This window comes from Aureibaculum algae, assembly GCF_006065315.1.
GTDB lineage: Bacteria > Bacteroidota > Bacteroidia > Flavobacteriales > Flavobacteriaceae > Aureibaculum > Aureibaculum algae.
In genome coordinates, this window is the sequence record NZ_CP040749.1 from 3,755,156 (window position 1) to 3,773,047 (window position 17,892).

Below are 17,892 nucleotides of genomic sequence, written 5' to 3' on the forward strand. Positions count from 1 at the left end.
TACTTTATTGATAGTAGAACGTGATCTCATATCTGAATTAAAAAATCCATTAACGCAAGAAAAAGCGTTTAGAGAATTGATGGCTTTATATAAAGAACGTTTGTATTGGCATATCCGTAAAATAGTAATTTCACATGATGATGCTGATGATGTTTTACAGAATACGTTTATTAAAGTTTATAGAAATATTGACAAATTTAATGCGGAGAGTAAAATTTACTCATGGATGTATAGAATTGCGACCAATGAGTCCATTACATTTATCAATAAGAGAGCCAAAATGAGGCAAGTTGACGTCAATGAATTACAAGGTGAGATGATACAAAACTTAGAATCAGATGTTTATTTTGATGGTGACGAAATACAATTAAAATTACAAAAAGCAGTTGCCACATTGCCGCAAAAACAACAATTGGTATTTAATATGAAGTATTTTGACAATATGAAATATCAAGATATTTCTGATATTTTAGAAACCTCTGTTGGTGCTTTAAAAGCCTCATACCATCACGCGGTAAAAAAGATTGAAAAATATATAACAAAATAAGTATTAAACCATTACAAAAAATTACAGTCTAAAAGATAAGATGCCAAAAAAGAAACTAGAACATATTAAAAAATCAGGATTTAAAACTCCACAAGCGTATTTTGATACGGTTGAGGATGCTGTTTTTGCTAAAATGACTAGTGAAACATTTCCTATAAAAGAGGGGTTTGAAAGTCCTGACGGTTATTTTGACTCCATTGAAGAAAATGTATTACAAAAACTACAATTGGATAATAAGAAAAAAGAATCAGGATACAAAATTCCTAAAAACTATCTAGATTCAATTGAAGACAATGTCTTAGAAAAGATTAAAAGTAAAAAAAGTAAGTCCAAAGTTATTGACTTCAAAACTATATTCTTAAAAAGGTTAATTCCTCTTGCGGCGGCAGCGTCATTATTACTATTTATTTTTATAAATTATAACAACAGCACCTCAGATACCAGTTTAGATCAATTAGCGTCTGCCGATATAGAAGAATGGATAGACAATGACTTAATTGCCTTTGACACTTACGAAATAACGGATGTATTTGAAGATATAGAATTGGAAAGCCAACCCATTTTCGAAGATGATGAAATTATAGAATTTTTAAATGGCACGGATATTGAGAACTTAATACTAGAAAACTGATGAATTTAAAAAAAATCATATTTGGAATTTTGTTATTTACAGTTTTTACTGGAATAGCTCAACGTAATGATAATGAAAAAATAAAGGCTTATAAAACGGCTTTTCTAACTGAAGCATTAGAATTAACTGTTGATGAAGCTGAAAAGTTTTGGCCAGTTTATAATGCGTATTCAAAAGAATATCAGAAGATTAAAATCACCAAAACGCGTCAAATATTTAAAAAAATTAGAATCGCGGGGGGAATTGACCAGTTATCTGAAAGCGAGGCTGACACTATTTTAGAAGAATTTGTGGAAATTGATAGTAATGTTGCTAAAGCCAAAGAAAAATTAAAAAAAGATTTAACGGGAGTTATATCTTCTAAGAAAATGATAAAATTATTAAGTGCAGAACAAAATTTTAATAAGGAATTATTAAAACGATTTAGAAATAGAGGTGGTAATATGAATAAAAACTAATCCTCTTAGAATTTGGCAAGACAATGTTATTTTCTAAATTTGCACCGGAAAAAAGGAAAGATAAAGATGAAAAAATTAAGAATTATTGCCATTTTGGGTATTGCTATGTTATCATTCAGTAGTATGAACGCCCAATCTGATGCAGCTACTACTAATAAGGAAACAATAAACAGTTCAGACAAACAACCAGAAAAGATTGTCTATAAAAACATTGATTATTATATTATTGATGGTGTTTGGTATGCAAAAATCAAGAAGAGGTTTGTATTAAGAACAGCTCCAAAAGGTGCTAAACTTAAAAACTTACCTAAAGGTGGTGAAAATGTAGTAATGGCAGGTGTAAAGTATTATAAATTAAATGGCGTTTTTTATAAAAAGTCAAAAGGTGGTGGTTACGAAGTTGCGAGACCGTAAGTAAATTGAGAATATTCATTCTTTAAGTAGTCTGAAAATCTTTAAAATTTATAAAAAAAACAAAAAAAAAATACGAAATAAATGTAACGTCAGACTTTTTAGGCAGTATTTATAAATAGTTAAAATAAAAGACGCGAAGTATCGCGTCTTTTATTTTTAAACCTGATACATTTTTTCTCGTTGTTCTTTTATCTTATCGTTTTCGAAATAATCATCAAACGTAGTATATCTATCTATAGCTCCCTGCGGTGTTAATTCAATAACACGATTGGCAACAGTTTGTGCAAATTCATGATCATGCGTTGCAAATAAAACAGTGCCTTTAAAGTTTGTAAGTGAATTATTAAAAGCTTGAATTGACTCTAAGTCCAAGTGGTTTGTCGGTTCATCTAACATCAATACATTTGCTCTTAGCATCATCATTCTAGACAACATACAACGAACTTTTTCTCCACCTGACAATACATTACATTGTTTTAAAGCTTCCTCTCCACTAAAAATCATTTTTCCTAAAAACCCACGGATATAAACTTCTTCTCTTTCTTCTTCTGTTGTTGCCCATTGTCTTAACCAGTCTACTAGACTTAATTCATTATCAAAAAAGTGTGCATTTTCTAAAGGTAAATAGGCCTGTGTTGTAGTAACTCCCCAAGCAAACTTCCCTGCATCTTGCTTCATATTTCCATTAATAATTTCGAAAAATGCGGTAACTGCTCTTGAATCTTTTGAAAAGATTACCACCTTATCTCCTTTGGTTAAATTGAGGTTAATATTATCAAATAACAATTCACCATCAATAGATTTTTGCAAACCTTCAATGTTTAATATCTGATCACCTGCTTCACGGTCACGGTCAAATATTATGGCCGGATACCTCCTACTTGATGGTTTTATATCAGAAATATTTAATTTTTCAATCATCTTTTTTCTACTGGTTGCTTGCTTAGATTTAGCAACATTCGCAGAAAATCTACGTATAAATTCTTCTAATTCTTTTTTCTTTTCTTCAGCTTTTTTATTTTGCTGAGATCTTTGACGAGCTGCCAATTGACTAGATTCGTACCAAAAAGAATAATTACCAGAATAGTTATTTATTTTACCAAAATCAATATCAGAAATATGAGTACAAACCGCATCTAAAAAGTGCCTATCATGTGAAACAACGATAACTGTGTTTTCATAATTGGCCAAAAAGTTTTCTAACCACTTAATGGTTTCATAATCCAAATCATTGGTAGGCTCATCCATTATTAGTACATCTGGATTTCCAAATAAAGCTTGTGCTAATAACACACGTACTTTTGCCTTACCATCTAAATCTTTCATCAAGGTGAAGTGCTGATCTTCTTTCACACCTAAGTTAGACAACATCGCTGCTGCATTACTTTCAGCATTCCAACCGTTCATTTCTTCAAACTTCACTTGTAACTCACCAATTTTTTCTGCATTTTCATCAGTATAATCAGCATATAAAGCATCAATTTCTGACTTAATTTTAAAAAGTGATTTGTTACCTCTAATTACAGCTTCTAATACAGGAAATTCATCTGAGGCATTATGATCTTGCGATAGCACGGACATCCGTTTTCCTTTTTCTAAAGAAACATGCCCTGAAGTTGGATCAATATCACCAGCAATAATCTTTAAAAAAGTAGATTTCCCTGCTCCATTTGCACCAATTATCCCATAGCAATTACCTTGTGTAAAAATGGTATTTACTTCATCAAATAAGATGCGTTTTCCGAATTGTACTGATAAATTAGAAACTGATAACATTATAATTTTTTTAAATTCCGTGCAAAAGTAAGAAATGCCTAGCTATTAGCGAAAAGAACTGTATATAATTTAAAATACTATACTATCCTCAGGTGACCGAAATGTAAAATTTTATTTTAGACATCAATTTAGAACGGCAGCATAAACACATTTTACACAAATCAATACGCGTCATTTGAATTATTCGACCACTTAATTTAACATCCTATTAACTAATTTTGGGTGTTTGAATGGCTATTTTTGTGTTGTTCAGAAAAACCTAACAAATTTGGCAAGACAATTACTCTCATTTTTTTCATCTAAAATATTGTTTTTATTTTTTACAACATTACTAATTGTAAGTTGTAAAGATAAGGCTGTGACCGACAAGGCTTATTTTGGTGGACAAATTATAAATCCGAAATCAGACAAGGTTTATTTTTATTATCAAGATCAACTGATTGACTCTTCTAAGCTAAGTATCAATAATAAATTTTTAATAAAATTAAAAAAATGTACTAACGGATTTTACAAATTCAAACATGGTAACGAATTCCAATATGTATATTTAGAATCTAATGATAGTTTACTTATTAGATTAAATACTTGGGATTTTGATGAATCGCTTGTTTTTAGCGGAAAGGGTGCTGAACGCAATAACTTTTTAATCAATTTATTTTTAGTTAATCAAAAGGAAGATAATGATTTTAACAAATATTATAAACTAAGTGATAGCTTATTTCAATCAAAAATTGATTCTGTATTAATATTAAAAAATCTACTGTACTCACAGTTTAAATCAGAAGTTCCTGAAAGTTCAATTCTATTTAACAAATTGGTAAACACCGCGATAAATTATCCTTTATACAAAAAAAAGGAAATCTACCCACATAATCATATGAAATCTATGGGCTCTATGGAGCACCCCAAAATAAGTCCAAGATTCTTTAAATTTAGAAAAAATATAGATCTCGACGATAAAGAGTTAACTGGATTTTATCCACATCAAAGTTATGTAAGAGCCTATTTACATCATTTAGCTTATGAAAAACAAGTTTTAGATAGTTTTAAAAGCGATATAGATGTTAACATGATGCAAGCAGCACTGGAAAACATTAAAACAGAGTCTGTAAAAAATAACTTTTTATATATGGGAATCTGGTATGCCCTGTTAAATGAAGAAACCCCGATTGTAGAAAAAGAAAGAGCTGTACGATTATTTTTTGATCATTCTACGGATAAAAAAAGTGTAGCTGAAATTTCAAATTTAATAGAGGTTTCAAAAAAATTAGCTAAAGGCTTTAAGTTACCAAATATTTCTCCTAACAATATTAATGGTGAATCCATTCAGTTAAATACCATTATTAAAAATAAAAAAACGGTAATATGTACTTGGCCTTCCAACTCTAGTGAAATGGAAAATTTTGCTAAACGTTTTAATTATTTAGAAAAAAAATATCCAGATTATAATTTTATTGGTCTTACTTCTGCTTATCAAGAAGCCGAGTGGAAAAGTTTAATCAAACTTAAGAAGCTAAATAAAGTCAATCAATACCGTATTGATGAAGGGATTGATTGGTTAGACATTAATTTCCCTAGAGCAATTTTAATAGACAAAGATGGGAGAATTCAAAACAATATGACGCATCTCTCCAATCGCAGTTTTGAGAAACAAATCAGGCAAATTAAATAAAGTGTGATTCGTCTTTTTACTAATTAATCTTAAAAACCTCTCATAATCATTAAATTAAGAGTACTTTTGCACATTCATAAACGAAAAGGCTTATTTATCTGCTAAGACAGCACTATTGGGAAGCCTTAGTTTGATAAATTTTTAATATATGTCTTTATTTAATGAACTTGGCCTACGCCAAGAAATTGTCAATGCTTTGACCGATCTAGGTTACGAAAAACCTACACCAATCCAACAACAAGCGATACCCCAAATTATTAATGCTTCTAATGACTTAAAAGCATTTGCACAAACAGGTACCGGAAAAACTGCCGCATTTAGTTTACCAATTCTTGAAAAATTAGATTTAGAAAGTAAGGCTACACAAGCTATTATTTTATCTCCTACACGAGAGTTAGCTATTCAAATAGGAAAAAACATTGAAGATTTCTGTAAATACATGAAACGTGTTAATGTGGTTACCGTTTACGGTGGAGCCAATATTGACGAACAAATTCGTGGATTAAAAAGAGGTGCTCAAATTGTTGTAGGTACTCCAGGTAGAACTGTAGATTTAATTAAACGTAAACAGTTAAAACTGAAAGACATTAAATGGGTCGTATTAGATGAGGCCGATGAGATGTTAAATATGGGTTTTAAAGATGATTTAGACCAGATATTAGAGGTAACACCAAAAGAAAAACAAACATTATTGTTTTCAGCTACTTTTCCTAGAGAGGTAGATGCTATTGCTAAAAACTACATGACTAAACCTGTAGAAATTAGTGCAGGAAAAAAGAATGCTGGTGCAGATAAAGTTTCACATGAATACTATTTGGTTTCCGAAAAAAATAGATATCCAACCTTAAAAAGATTAGCAGATGTTAATCCTAATATATATGCAATCGTTTTTTGTAGAACAAGAAGAGAAACAAAAAGTGTAGCCGCCAATTTAATTGATGATGGTTATAACGCAGATGCCTTACATGGTGATTTATCACAGGCTCAGCGTGATATTGTGATGGAAAAGTTTAGAGCTAAACATTTACAAATTTTAGTAGCTACTGATGTAGCAGCAAGAGGTTTAGATGTAGATGATTTAACACATGTTATCAATTATAAATTACCAGATCAAGCAGAAAACTATACACATAGAAGTGGTAGAACTGGTAGAGCTGGTAAAGAAGGTATTTCTATTGCAATAATTACGAACAGAGAGAAAAATTCTCTTAGGCCAATTGAAAGTAAAATTGGTAAAAAATTCATAGCTCAACAAGTACCTGGCGGTAAAGAAATTTGCGAAAAGCAATTATTTAAACTGATTGAAAAGGTAAAAGATGTTGAAGTAAATGAAGATCAAATAAATCCTTATTTAGAAGGTATTTATGCTCAATTGAAAGATATTGAACATGACGAATTAATAAAACGATTTGTTTCTATAGAGTTTAATCAATTCTTATCTTATTACCAAGGTGCTGAAGATCTTAATGGTGACGATTCTAGAGAACGAAGAACTAGAAGTACTGATGAGAATTTTACAAGATTCTATATCAATTTAGGGAAAATGGATGGATTGAATCCTGCCAGATTAATAGGATTAATCAACGAAAATCTTAAGAAGAGTGATGTTGAAATTGGACAAATAGAAATTCTTAAAAGCTTCTCTTTCTTCGAAATTGATAAAGCTTTTGCAGAACAAGCCGTTGAAGCATTTCAACATGCAGAATTTGAAGGTAGGTCTGTAATTGTAGAAGTAACCACTAAACCAAAAGGTGGCGGTGGACGAAGAAGTGGTAAAAAACGCAGCTTCGGTGGTGGTGATAGAAATTCAGGTGGTGGTGGAAGAGAAAGACGTTCAGGCAGTGGAGGATATAAAGGAAAAAGCTCTAGTGGAGGTGGATATAAAGGTGGTAAGAAAAGTGGAGGTTTTAGTGGAGCTAAAAGAAGTGGTAAACGTTAATCTCCATTAAGAACTAACAATCACATTATTAGAATTTAATCTTAAGGTGTATTTTTTAATTAGAATTCATCTTAAGATTCAGTTCTTTTAACCAAATCGCAATTTTTTCAGCTTCTGTACTAAGGTTTTTCTTATCTAATAGATCACTCATTTCAGTAAGTACAACTGTTTTATAATTATGATTGTTTTTTGTAAAACAATTAAACCCCACACTTCCAAAATCAGCACGATTTTGTTTGGTTTCAACAACTTTCCCCTTAGCGGCTTTTGAAATTAAAGCTACATATTCTTCAAGCTCACTTTTATCAACTTTAAAAACAATAGAGTCGAACATTTCTTTATAACTATTCAAGTTATCTGTATCTATCCAAATGATTGAATCTCTTTCTTTATTTACCCTTACATTACCTTCATTATCAATTATCCAATGGTTATAATTTAATCCCCATGCATAATTAACACTAAATTTCTCAAAATAAATTTCCTGATTTTCTTCGGAAGTCTCATCATTTTGACATGAAAATAACAGTATACTAAGTATAAAGAGACATAAAATTTTTATTGTTTTAAACATAAAATTGCAAATTAGAGTTGTCTATTTTATGTTAGATGTCCAAAATTAAGATAGGTTGCTTTAACATTAAAAACTAAAACAACAGCTCTTTATTTTACATACTTAGATGCCTTCATAAAACTTAGCACAATAAATCCTGCAATAAAAAATACTCCTAAAATTAAAATAAATAATTTAAGAGAACTGGTATAAGAAGTTACAACACCAGCAATAACCATCCCTACAACTATAGCAAGCTTTTCTGTTACATCAAAGAAGCTAAAATATGTTGCGTGATCTTGTGTTTCATCTGGTATCAATTTAGAATATGTAGATCTAGATAAGGTCTGAATAGCACCAAGAACAAAACCTAAAAATGCACCTAAAACATAAAATTTTAAATATACGTTAGGATCATCTCTATTCAAAAGATAGGCTCCAACACAGGCAAAAGCCCAAATTACTATCGTTATTTTTAACGCACTTATATTTCCAATTCTAGTAGACAGTCTTGAAAAAAAGTAAGCCCCCACTACTCCAACAATTTGAATTAGTAAAATAGTAATAATTAAATTACTAGTTTCTAAGCCTAGATCTTTGGTACCAAAAATAGATGCTAATAATATTATTGTCTGTACGCCTACACTATATAAAAAAAATGAAATTAATAATATTTTTAGTTGCGATTGCGTTTTTATTTCTTTCAAAACCACTCGCAACTCTTTGTAACCCTTAAAAATGAAATCTTTTTCTGGTTTTCTTTTATAAGGGTTATTGGGGAGATTTTTAAAAGTATACTGTGCAAACCCAATCCACCAAAGACCCACAGTTAAAAATGATATCCGAGCTGGTAATGTGGCATCAGTTAAACCATATAAATCGGGCATCATAACCATTGATAAGTTAAATGCTAATAAAATTACAGAACCTACATAACCCAGCATAAATCCCTTAGCACTCACTTTATCTTGCTGTTCAGGAAAAGCAACTTCAGGTAAATAAGCATTATAAAAAACCATACTGCCCCAAAAACCAATACTCGCTAAAATAGTAAAGACAATTCCAATCCATACATTTTCCTTACCTGTGAAAAAGAATAACATCATTACGGATAAGGAACCTAACAGGCAGAAAAATTTTAAAAATCGTTTTTTATTACCTGTATAATCCGCAATAGCAGACAGTATTGGAGACAATAAGGCCACAATTAAGAAGGAAAATCCAAGAGCGTACGAATAAATCGTTGTGTTATACCACTCAGAACCTAAAAATTGAACTACACCATTACCACCTTCTGTAACAGACTCATAATAAATGGGAAAAACGGCTGTACCAATTACTAAAGAATATACCGAATTTGCCCAGTCATAAAATGACCATGCATTGATTAGTTTCTTATCTCCTTTTTTTAACATAGGGTTGGTTGATTGTAAATAAAAAGCCGTATTTCATATGAAATACGGCTCACAATGTACTAATAATTTTAAAAGATTGGGGAAATCTATTTACCAATCTAAATTTTTCAGATATAAAATATAGTTTTAAGTGATCACAACCAATCCATTACCCTTTATTCACTTGTCAATGCTTTCGCATTAAACTTTTTAGCATGAGCTCTCGCTTCAGGTAAATATGCCTTTAAATCGGCTATTCTTGATTCATTAGATGGGTGCGTACTTAGAATTTGAGGCGGAGCCTCTCCTCCTGCACGTTCACTCATCCTCACCCAAACTTCGGCTGCCTCTTCACCATTATAACCTGCCATAATCATAAATACTAATCCTAATCGGTCTGCTTCTCGTTCGTGAGTTCTACTAAATGGCAACATAATTCCAACTTGAGAACCTAAACCATAAGCAGTATTCCATATTTGCTGCTGTTCAGCTGATTTGTTCGCTGTTGCAACAGCTACTGCAACACCACCTAACTGTTGTAATTGACCAGTTGACATTCGCTCTTGACCATGTTTAGCGAAGGCATGAGCAACCTCATGTCCCATTACCGCAGCAATACCATCGGAATTTTTACAAATAGGTAAAATACCAGTATAAAAAACGACTTTTCCACCTGGCATACACCAAGCATTTACGGTTTCATCTTCAACTAAGTTAAACTCCCATTGGTAACTATCAGCTTCTGCTTTCATACCATTTACACGCATAAATCGATCAACGGCTTGAGATATTCTAGCACCTATATCTTTAATTTCTTTAGTTTTCGAAGCATTGGTAGACAATTTATTTTCTTCTAAAAACCCTTTGTATTGAGCAAAAGCCATGGGTAATACTTCAGCATCGCTTACAAAGTTTACTCTTTTCCTTCCAGTAATTGGCACTGTACTGCAACTAATTAAAAATAAGGTCACAATAGTTAATGCAATAATTTTTTTCATCTTGTTTTTTTAAGTTTTAAGAATGCAAATATAAATATACAAAAAATGATTAACTTCGTATTTGCTAATATTTATTGTAATTAATCCAAAATAATGCCAAAAAAAAACAATTTTGAAATACCTAGCTCAATTATTCGAACAGGAAAAATATTACAATTATTTTCTAACAAATTAGCTGCAAATTTTGCCATAAAACTATTTACTACTCCTCCCAAATTTAAAACTCCTGAACGAGAGGAAATGATGCGAAAGAGTGCTAAAAATATTTTAGTAAATATTCCATCAATCCAAAAAGATGTAAATGTTTATGAATATGGATTTTCAAAAACGAAAGTTCTTTTAGTTCATGGTTGGGCTGGACGGGGTACTCAACTCTACGAAATAGCCGATAAACTTCTTGAAAACGGCATGATGGTTATAAGTTTTGATCTACCTGCACATGGCCTTTCTTCTGGAAAAACTACCAATATGTTAGAAGCAATTGCAACTATTGAATATCTAAATGAAAAATTTGGTCCATTTGAAGCTGCGATAGGTCATTCTTTCGGAGGTATTTCTTTATCAGCAGCATTAGCTAAAAAAACATTTATAAACAAACTAATTATCATTGGAGTAGAAAGCTCAAACAATAAATTTTTAGATCTTTTTGTAAAAAAATTAAAACTAAAACCAAAAATTTCGGAATTAATGAAAGCACAAATAAGATCTAAATTCAAAGTAGATTTGGAATCATTAGCTGCCAACACAAGTTCTAAAAAAGTAACCATCCCTACCTTGGTGGTCCATGATATAGAAGATTATGATGCCGATGTAAGTTCCGCTTATAAAATACGACAGAACTTAAGTAATGGTGAGCTTTTAATAACAAATGGTTTAGGACATAGAAGAATACTTCGAGAACCTAAAATAATTGGGAAAATAATTAAATTTATAAAAAACTAATTATAAAGTAATTAAAGCATTTCACCACTAAAAAACAACTTTCTTAAAGCATATAAATGCAAAGAATAAACATTTTAAAAGTATGAAAAGTATATTCACTTTATTATGTATTTCACTACTAATTAGCTGCAGTGGTAATGCTCAAAAATCAAAAAAAGAAAACAAAGACATGACAGACAATAAAGATAAAATTGTAAAAACAGACGCAGAATGGAAAGCTGAATTAACAGATCAAGAATACTATGTATTACGTCAAAAAGGTACTGATAGACCAGGTGACACTGGCTATACAAAACATTTTGAAAAAGGCACTTATGTATGTAGAGCTTGTAATGCCCAGTTATTTAAATCAGGAAGTAAATATGAAAGTCACTGCGGTTGGCCTTCTTTCGATGATGCGATTCCTGGAACGGTTGATTTTAAAAAGGACAATAGTGCTGGTATGATTAGAACAGAAATAACGTGTACAAAATGTGATGGACATTTGGGGCATGTTTTTGATGATGGTCCTAAAGAGACTACAGGACAACGTTATTGCGTTAATACAAGCTCTATAAAGTTTGTACCCGCAGAGAAAAAATAACTAATATTATTTTATTAAATTTAGAGTCCTTGTAGCGAGGACTCTTTTTTTTTTAAATATGAACAAAAATTATATAGACAGTATTCAAAAACAATTTAGTTATTACAAAAGTTTAGGCGATAAGACTTTTGATCAGGTTAGTGATACCGAAATACATTGGTCACTCAATAATGATAGCAATAGCATTGCCATTATCGTAAAACATATCGTAGGTAATATGTTTTCTCGTTGGACTAATTTTTATACTGAAGATGGTGAAAAAAATTGGAGACATAGAGATACTGAATTTGATGACAGTTATACTTCAAAAACTGAAATGATTACGGCATGGGAAAAGGGATGGGCTTGTTTACTTCTTATAATTGACAACTTAAAAGCCGAAGATTTACAACGAATTATTTATATCAGAAACGAAGGCCACACGGCTCTAGAGGCCATTAACAGACAATTGTGTCACTATTCTTATCATATAGGTCAGCTCGTTTATGTTGGTAAATTAATAAAAGGTGAACAATGGAAAAGCCTTTCAATTCCTAAAAATGAATCTTCGATTTATAACATAAGTAAATTTGAAAAAGAAAAACACAAAGGTCATTTTACTGATGACTTATAATGCCTTTAACCAATCTCCTATTAAAAATAAATGACTCATATAAATTCTTTGAAGTATTATTCAGTAACGATTTTACTCATTCTATTACTTAGCAATTGCAAAAAACCAATTCCCGAAGTAGTTAGTAGTCAAAACTTCTGCGAAACAATTCATAGAAATGATAGTATTAGTCTTTCTAACGAATTATCAGCTATTGAGGAAGAAATGCAAACTAAAACTGGTGTTTATGTTTTAGAAGATGGTGGTGGATCTTTGACCACAAGAGCTTGGCTTACACAATATGCTGAAAAAACAATTGATATACAGTATTTTATATTTTCAACTGATAATGTAGGACTTATAGCCTGTGATTATTTAATTAGAGCAGCAGACCGTGGTGTAAAAGTTAGAATTTTGGTTGATGATATTATGGTTGATGCGGAGTTGGAAGATATTTTAATGATGGCAAGCCATGAAAATATTTCTATTAAAGTCTATAATCCTGGTGTTAATTTAGGCAAAAGCATCGTTAGTAAACTTAAAAAATTTGCAACTGACTTTAGATCTGCAAACTTAAGAATGCACAATAAAACCTTTATCGTTGATAGTAAAGTAGTAATTACAGGCGGTAGAAATATTGCTGATGAATATTTTGATTATGACCATGAATATAACTTTAGGGATAGAGATGTATTACTACTTGGTAAAATTACTCCAAAAGTAGAACAGTCATTTGAACAGTTTTGGAATAATAATTTAAGTGTGCCAATTAAAAATTTAGCAGAGGAGTTACCCGAAAATTATACCGACCCTAATCGGTTTGAAAAATTACATCAATATGCATGTAATCCCGATAATTTTTGGCCGCAGATAAGAACACAAATTGAAAATTTACCCACTACCTTTAAAAAAATAAAAGAGTCTGGCGGTTTAGTTTGGACTAAAGAAGTAGCATTTATTTCTGATGCACCTGGTAAAAATGATGGCTCTGAAGGTTTAGGTGGTGGCGGATATACCACTGATGCCTTAATTAAATTAGTAAAAAATGCAAAATCGTCTTTAGATATTCAAACGCCCTATTTGATTACTACAGCGTTGAGTCGTAACCTGTTTAAAAATGCCGTAAAACGTGGAGTGAAAATTAGAATTTTGACCAATAGTTTAGCTTCTACAGATAATCTAGAAGCCTTTAGCGGTTATCAACGCGATAGAAAAGCGTTGTTAGAAACAGGTGTAGAAATCTATGAATTCAAACCAGATGCCGAAGAGCGTTTTAAAATAATGACAGGCCATTTACAAGCCAAGTTAGATTTTAAACCCATTTTTGGTTTACATTCAAAATCAATGGTAGTTGATGGTGAAACCACAGTGATAGGTACTTTTAATTTAGACCCTAGAAGTGCAAACCTTAACACAGAATGTTTGGCAATTATCAATAATAAAAAAATATCTAATAATGTTTTAAAAGGCATGGAAATCGAGTTTAAACCCGAAAATTCATGGCAAACTACCACTGACTATAATCCTGATAGTGAAGTTAAAACAGCCAAACGTATTAAGGCATGGACTCGAAAAATTGTACCCAAAGAGATTTTGTAAATAATACAAATATCCTTGTTTTAATTTCCTACGTTTTTTTTATTCGCTACTATTTTCAGTTTTAGAATAGTCTTTATAAATAGCTTCTTTAAATACTTTCCAGTGCTCATCAGTCATACGCCCTGGAGTAAACAAACAAATACCCGCAGCTCCGTTTATCATAGACTGTTCAATAGCATCCACTAATTCTTCTGGAGAAACACCGTGATCTTCAGGATCTGGATGCTCTGCCTTTTCATTAGGAAATGGTGTTATAAATAGTCCACTATAAATTGGTTTGGCATTATTAACTGACGCTACCTCTTCTTTAACCATTTCACCAACCCATTTGGTATCTTCTAAATAAAAATCATTGTAATTCATTGGAAAAATTGCATCTAAGTCCCATTTTTCCCATTCTTGACGCACCATTTTTTTCGCTAATGAAGGTCCCGGAAAAACAGCTGCATTTAATTGCTTTCCTTTTGCATGGACTACCTCAGCAATTTTATTCACCATATTTGTAATTAAATCATATCTGAATTGTTTCCATTCTTGTACCTGTGACGGATCTTCCACTTCATTAATATCAATACCTGACTGTTCTTTAAAGTCTGCCTTACATTTATCGCAATAGCAATAATCGAATTTAGGAAACTCTTTATCCATTACTAAATCATATTTTTCCCATAAACCTCTTGCTAAAATAACATCAGGAAAACGTATATAATCTAAATGAATTCCATCAACCTCCTCAACATCAGCTATCTTACCATATAAATCTGTTAAATAATCAACTACTTTTTCTTTATTTGGGCATAAAAAAGTATAATGCTTTGCATAAACAGGTTTATCAAAGGCAGAATCTCCTTCCCCATTAACACCAAACAAATCAGCAGTTAATGTATCGTTTGGGTCTTGTCTCATTGTTGGAATCCACGTATGGAATTCTAAACCTGCTTCTTTGGCTATTTTACCCACCCGTTTATACGTTTCTGGGTTTTGACCTCCATTATACATTAGTCCATCAACACCATGATCTTTAAAACCTTTAAAACTGGTCAACAGTTCTGCATCTGTAGCTTCACCAGGACCTCCAGTCCATGCATAAACCGGAACTTTACTTTTCGATATTTCTGTATCTGATTTGTCTTTACAGGAAATAAATAGAATTGATATTAATAAAATAATTAAGATTTTATTCATAATACAGGGTTGATTAGATTAAAGTTTAAATATAAAATAAACCAAAATACTATTCGTATGCAACTTTTTTCGACCAATAGCATCTATTATTCTATATTAAACAACGAATCGACCTATATTGTTGGTACTTACAATAGCTATTCTTTCTTCTTGTACAAAAAAAGAGGATGTATTATTACAAAATGAAGAATTAATTGAAAAATGGAAATTGATTGTACAATATTGGGACCCCAAGAGATGGTAGTGGTGATTATCAACCTATTGTAGGTGAGAGAATTATTTAATTCTTTAAAAATAAAAAAAACATATCAAATGGGTCTTTTTGCTCTACAAATAGTGATACGAAAAAGAATAACGTTGGGTCATCTAATGATAAAACTGAGATTATTTTTGTAAAAAACGAATGTAATTCTTCTGAGTATAAAATTAATTATAAGCTTATTGAAAATAAGCTACAATTATGGTATCCATGTACTGAAGGTTGTGCTCAAAAGTTTGAAAAAATAGTTAATCAGAACAATAAAATTAGTTATTTAAATTTATTATCTTGTTAACATAAATCTATACTATGCGTTTTTATATTTTACTTATTGGTCTATTATATTTATCAGATATTCCGGCACAAGAATCTAGTTTAGATTCTAAAACCATTACATTTTATGCAAAAGATTCTGTAATTATTACGGCAGACACCTACTTTTTAAAGGACATACCTCCTACAGTCTTATTATGCCATCAGGCGGGCTTTAGTCGTGGTGAATATTTAAATACTGCAAAAGAGCTTAATGCATTAGGTTTTTCTTGTATGGCAATAGATCAGCGTTCCGGTCTAGAGGTAAATGGCATTATTAATCAAACTGCAATTGATGCAAATAATAAATTAAGAAATGTTGGTTACGCTGGAGCCAAACAGGATGTTGAGGCCGCCATAGATTATTTGTATAAATTAAACGGAGAACAGCCTATTATTTTAGTAGGGAGTTCCTACTCTGCTTCATTAGCTTTGTGGATTGGTAGTGAGAATTTAAAAACAAAGGCTATTGCTGTCTTTAGCCCAGGAGAATATTTAACAGGAATAAAATTAAAGCAAACTATAAAATCTATAAGTATTCCTGTATTTGCAACTTCTTCTAAGCGAGAAATTAAACCTGTAGAAAAACTATTGAGTCAAGTTAAACCAAACTTAATTACACAATTTAAGCCTAAGCTAAAGGGATACCATGGTTCTAAAGCTTTATGGAAAAAGAACGATGGTCATGAAAATTACTGGAATGCTTTTAAAGATTTTTTGTTAAAACAAAAGTAAGTTAAACAATGTCTAACACTCGCTCTAAAGCCATACCTCTTGAGGCTTTAATTAATAGTGTTGCATTCGTAATATTGAGTGTTGAAAAATGTTTTTTAAACGATTCATAAGAATTAAAAAGTTGAATTTTATCCTCATTAGCTCTACATTTATAAAAATTCTCTCCAATTAAATATGCTTTTGATATTGAAAGGTTACTTAACAAATCAACAATAAATTGATGCTCAGCTTCAGCAGTCTTTCCTAGTTCAAACATATCACCCAAAATTGCAATTTTATGAGAATCCGTTAAATTGGATAAATTCTCTAAAGCAACTTCCATACTACTCGGATTAGCATTATAGGCATCTAAAACAATTTTATTAGACCCTTTATGAATAATTTGAGAGCGATTATTACTAGGTACGTAATTCTCTATAGCCTTAATACTATCTTCACTTTTCACTTTAAAATAATGACCAATAGCTAATGCCGCCGAAATATTATTATAATTATAAGCCCCAATCAATTGGCTTTTTACAATTTCATTATCAAATTGAACATGAACAAACGGATTAGCTTCGACAAAACTAACAGAAACATTAGTATTTTCTCCACCAAATGTAACTTGGTTTATAGCAACTGATTTTTCTAACTGAATTGGGTCGTTAGCATTTACAAAAGCAGTTTTATTATGATTTTTCAAATAAGTGTACAATTCTGATTTACCTTCTATAACACCTTCGATACTACCAAATCCTTCTAAATGAGCTTTTCCAAAGTTCGTAATATAACCGTAATCAGGTTGGGCAATGTTGCATAAAAGTTCAATTTCTTTTAAATGATTCGCTCCCATTTCAACAATACCAATTTCAGTTTTTGGTGTCATTGAAAGTAATGTCAAAGGCACACCAATATGATTGTTTAAATTGCCCTCTGTGGCTGTTGTATTGTATTTCTCAGAAAGAACAGCATTAATCAATTCTTTAGTTGTGGTTTTACCGTTACTCCCTGTTAAACTAATAATCGGTATCCCTAGTTCATTTCTATGATAGGAAGCTAATGCCTGCATCGTTTTCAAAACATCATTCACTAAAATAATAGTTGGTTTTGTTTGATATGCAGCTTCATCTACAACCGCAAAAGCTGCTCCTTTTTTTAAAGCATCTTCAGCAAATTTATTACCATTAAAATTATCACCTTTTAATCCAAAAAAAACACAACCTTTTTCCACTTTTCTAGTATCTGTAGAAACTTGATAGGACTGTTTATAAATTTTATAGAGTTCTGAAATATTCATGTGTCAATGTATATTAATTTTATA

17 protein-coding genes are annotated in these 17,892 nt (G+C 31.2%); 11 read left to right on the top strand and 6 right to left on the bottom strand.

Annotated features, from left to right (window positions below; all coding sequences use genetic code 11):
- Positions 1 to 7 precede the first annotated feature (7 nt).
- The 4 genes from FF125_RS15800 to FF125_RS15815 all read left to right on the top strand — a co-directional run bounded on the left by FF125_RS15800 (position 8) and on the right by FF125_RS15815 (position 2,050).
- On the top strand, positions 8 to 547 hold the full coding sequence (locus FF125_RS15800) for an RNA polymerase sigma factor (protein ID WP_250629603.1): 540 nt from the start codon (positions 8 to 10) through the stop codon (positions 545 to 547).
- A gap of 40 nt (positions 548 to 587) precedes the next feature.
- Complete coding sequence (locus FF125_RS15805) at positions 588 to 1,178, top strand: hypothetical protein (RefSeq protein WP_138950698.1); 591 nt, start codon at positions 588 to 590, stop codon at positions 1,176 to 1,178.
- Positions 1,178 to 1,636 carry a sensor of ECF-type sigma factor gene (locus FF125_RS15810; protein WP_138950700.1) on the top strand — a complete coding sequence of 153 codons (459 nt, stop codon included), beginning with the start codon at positions 1,178 to 1,180 and terminating at the stop codon, positions 1,634 to 1,636. Before FF125_RS15805 ends, FF125_RS15810 begins: the two co-directional genes overlap by 1 nt.
- Positions 1,637 to 1,702: 66 nt before the next feature.
- Positions 1,703 to 2,050 carry a DUF6515 family protein gene (locus tag FF125_RS15815; RefSeq protein ID WP_138950701.1) on the top strand — a complete coding sequence of 116 codons (348 nt, stop codon included), beginning with the start codon at positions 1,703 to 1,705 and terminating at the stop codon, positions 2,048 to 2,050.
- A 156-nt stretch (positions 2,051 to 2,206) separates the two neighbouring features.
- Here the strand turns inward: FF125_RS15815 and FF125_RS15820 are convergent, their stop codons facing one another.
- On the bottom strand, positions 2,207 to 3,826 hold the full coding sequence (locus tag FF125_RS15820; RefSeq protein WP_138950702.1) for an ABC-F family ATP-binding cassette domain-containing protein: 1,620 nt from the start codon (positions 3,824 to 3,826) through the stop codon (positions 2,207 to 2,209).
- 268 nt (positions 3,827 to 4,094) lie between these two features.
- Between FF125_RS15820 and FF125_RS15825 the strand changes: the two genes are divergently transcribed.
- Both FF125_RS15825 and FF125_RS15830 read left to right on the top strand, forming a co-directional pair.
- Positions 4,095 to 5,498, top strand: coding sequence for a TlpA family protein disulfide reductase (locus FF125_RS15825; RefSeq protein ID WP_138950704.1), 1,404 nt, complete (start codon positions 4,095 to 4,097; stop codon positions 5,496 to 5,498).
- Between the two features lie 148 nt (positions 5,499 to 5,646).
- Positions 5,647 to 7,437 (top strand): DEAD/DEAH box helicase, encoded by a 1,791-nt coding sequence (locus FF125_RS15830; RefSeq protein ID WP_138950706.1) that lies wholly within the window; start codon positions 5,647 to 5,649, stop codon positions 7,435 to 7,437.
- 55 nt (positions 7,438 to 7,492) lie between these two features.
- On the opposite strand, the gene FF125_RS15835 is transcribed toward FF125_RS15830, so the two are convergent.
- From FF125_RS15835 to FF125_RS15845, 3 genes are all read right to left on the bottom strand, one after another.
- On the bottom strand, positions 7,493 to 8,011 hold the full coding sequence (locus FF125_RS15835; protein ID WP_138950707.1) for a hypothetical protein: 519 nt from the start codon (positions 8,009 to 8,011) through the stop codon (positions 7,493 to 7,495).
- Positions 8,012 to 8,100: 89 nt separating this feature from the next.
- Positions 8,101 to 9,405 (bottom strand): MFS transporter, encoded by a 1,305-nt coding sequence (locus FF125_RS15840; protein WP_138950709.1) that lies wholly within the window; start codon positions 9,403 to 9,405, stop codon positions 8,101 to 8,103.
- 155 nt (positions 9,406 to 9,560) lie between these two features.
- Complete coding sequence (locus FF125_RS15845) at positions 9,561 to 10,382, bottom strand: M48 family metallopeptidase (protein WP_138950710.1); 822 nt, start codon at positions 10,380 to 10,382, stop codon at positions 9,561 to 9,563.
- Positions 10,383 to 10,475: 93 nt separating this feature from the next.
- Here FF125_RS15845 and FF125_RS15850 point away from each other — a divergent pair, with 93 nt between their 5' ends.
- The 4 genes from FF125_RS15850 to FF125_RS15865 all read left to right on the top strand — a co-directional run bounded on the left by FF125_RS15850 (position 10,476) and on the right by FF125_RS15865 (position 14,098).
- Positions 10,476 to 11,324: an alpha/beta fold hydrolase gene (locus FF125_RS15850; protein WP_138950711.1), complete on the top strand. Its 849-nt coding sequence runs from the start codon at positions 10,476 to 10,478 to the stop codon at positions 11,322 to 11,324.
- 82 nt (positions 11,325 to 11,406) lie between these two features.
- Positions 11,407 to 11,907 carry a peptide-methionine (R)-S-oxide reductase MsrB gene (gene msrB / locus FF125_RS15855; protein WP_138950712.1) on the top strand — a complete coding sequence of 167 codons (501 nt, stop codon included), beginning with the start codon at positions 11,407 to 11,409 and terminating at the stop codon, positions 11,905 to 11,907.
- Between the two features lie 58 nt (positions 11,908 to 11,965).
- Entirely contained in the window at positions 11,966 to 12,520 is a 555-nt protein-coding gene (locus FF125_RS15860) for a DUF1572 family protein (protein WP_138950714.1), read from the top strand.
- Positions 12,521 to 12,550: 30 nt separating this feature from the next.
- Complete coding sequence (locus FF125_RS15865) at positions 12,551 to 14,098, top strand: phospholipase D family protein (RefSeq protein WP_138950715.1); 1,548 nt, start codon at positions 12,551 to 12,553, stop codon at positions 14,096 to 14,098.
- A gap of 39 nt (positions 14,099 to 14,137) precedes the next feature.
- Here the strand turns inward: FF125_RS15865 and FF125_RS15870 are convergent, their stop codons facing one another.
- Positions 14,138 to 15,283, bottom strand: coding sequence for a glycoside hydrolase family 10 protein (locus tag FF125_RS15870; protein WP_138950717.1), 1,146 nt, complete (start codon positions 15,281 to 15,283; stop codon positions 14,138 to 14,140).
- Positions 15,284 to 15,851: 568 nt separating this feature from the next.
- Here FF125_RS15870 and FF125_RS15875 point away from each other — a divergent pair.
- Entirely contained in the window at positions 15,852 to 16,589 is a 738-nt protein-coding gene (locus FF125_RS15875) for an alpha/beta hydrolase family protein (RefSeq protein WP_138950718.1), read from the top strand.
- Position 16,590: 1 nt separating this feature from the next.
- On the opposite strand, the gene FF125_RS15880 is transcribed toward FF125_RS15875, so the two are convergent.
- Positions 16,591 to 17,868, bottom strand: a complete 1,278-nt coding sequence (locus FF125_RS15880) for a UDP-N-acetylmuramoyl-tripeptide--D-alanyl-D-alanine ligase (RefSeq protein ID WP_138950720.1) — start codon at positions 17,866 to 17,868, stop codon at positions 16,591 to 16,593.
- Positions 17,869 to 17,892: the final 24 nt, after the last annotated feature.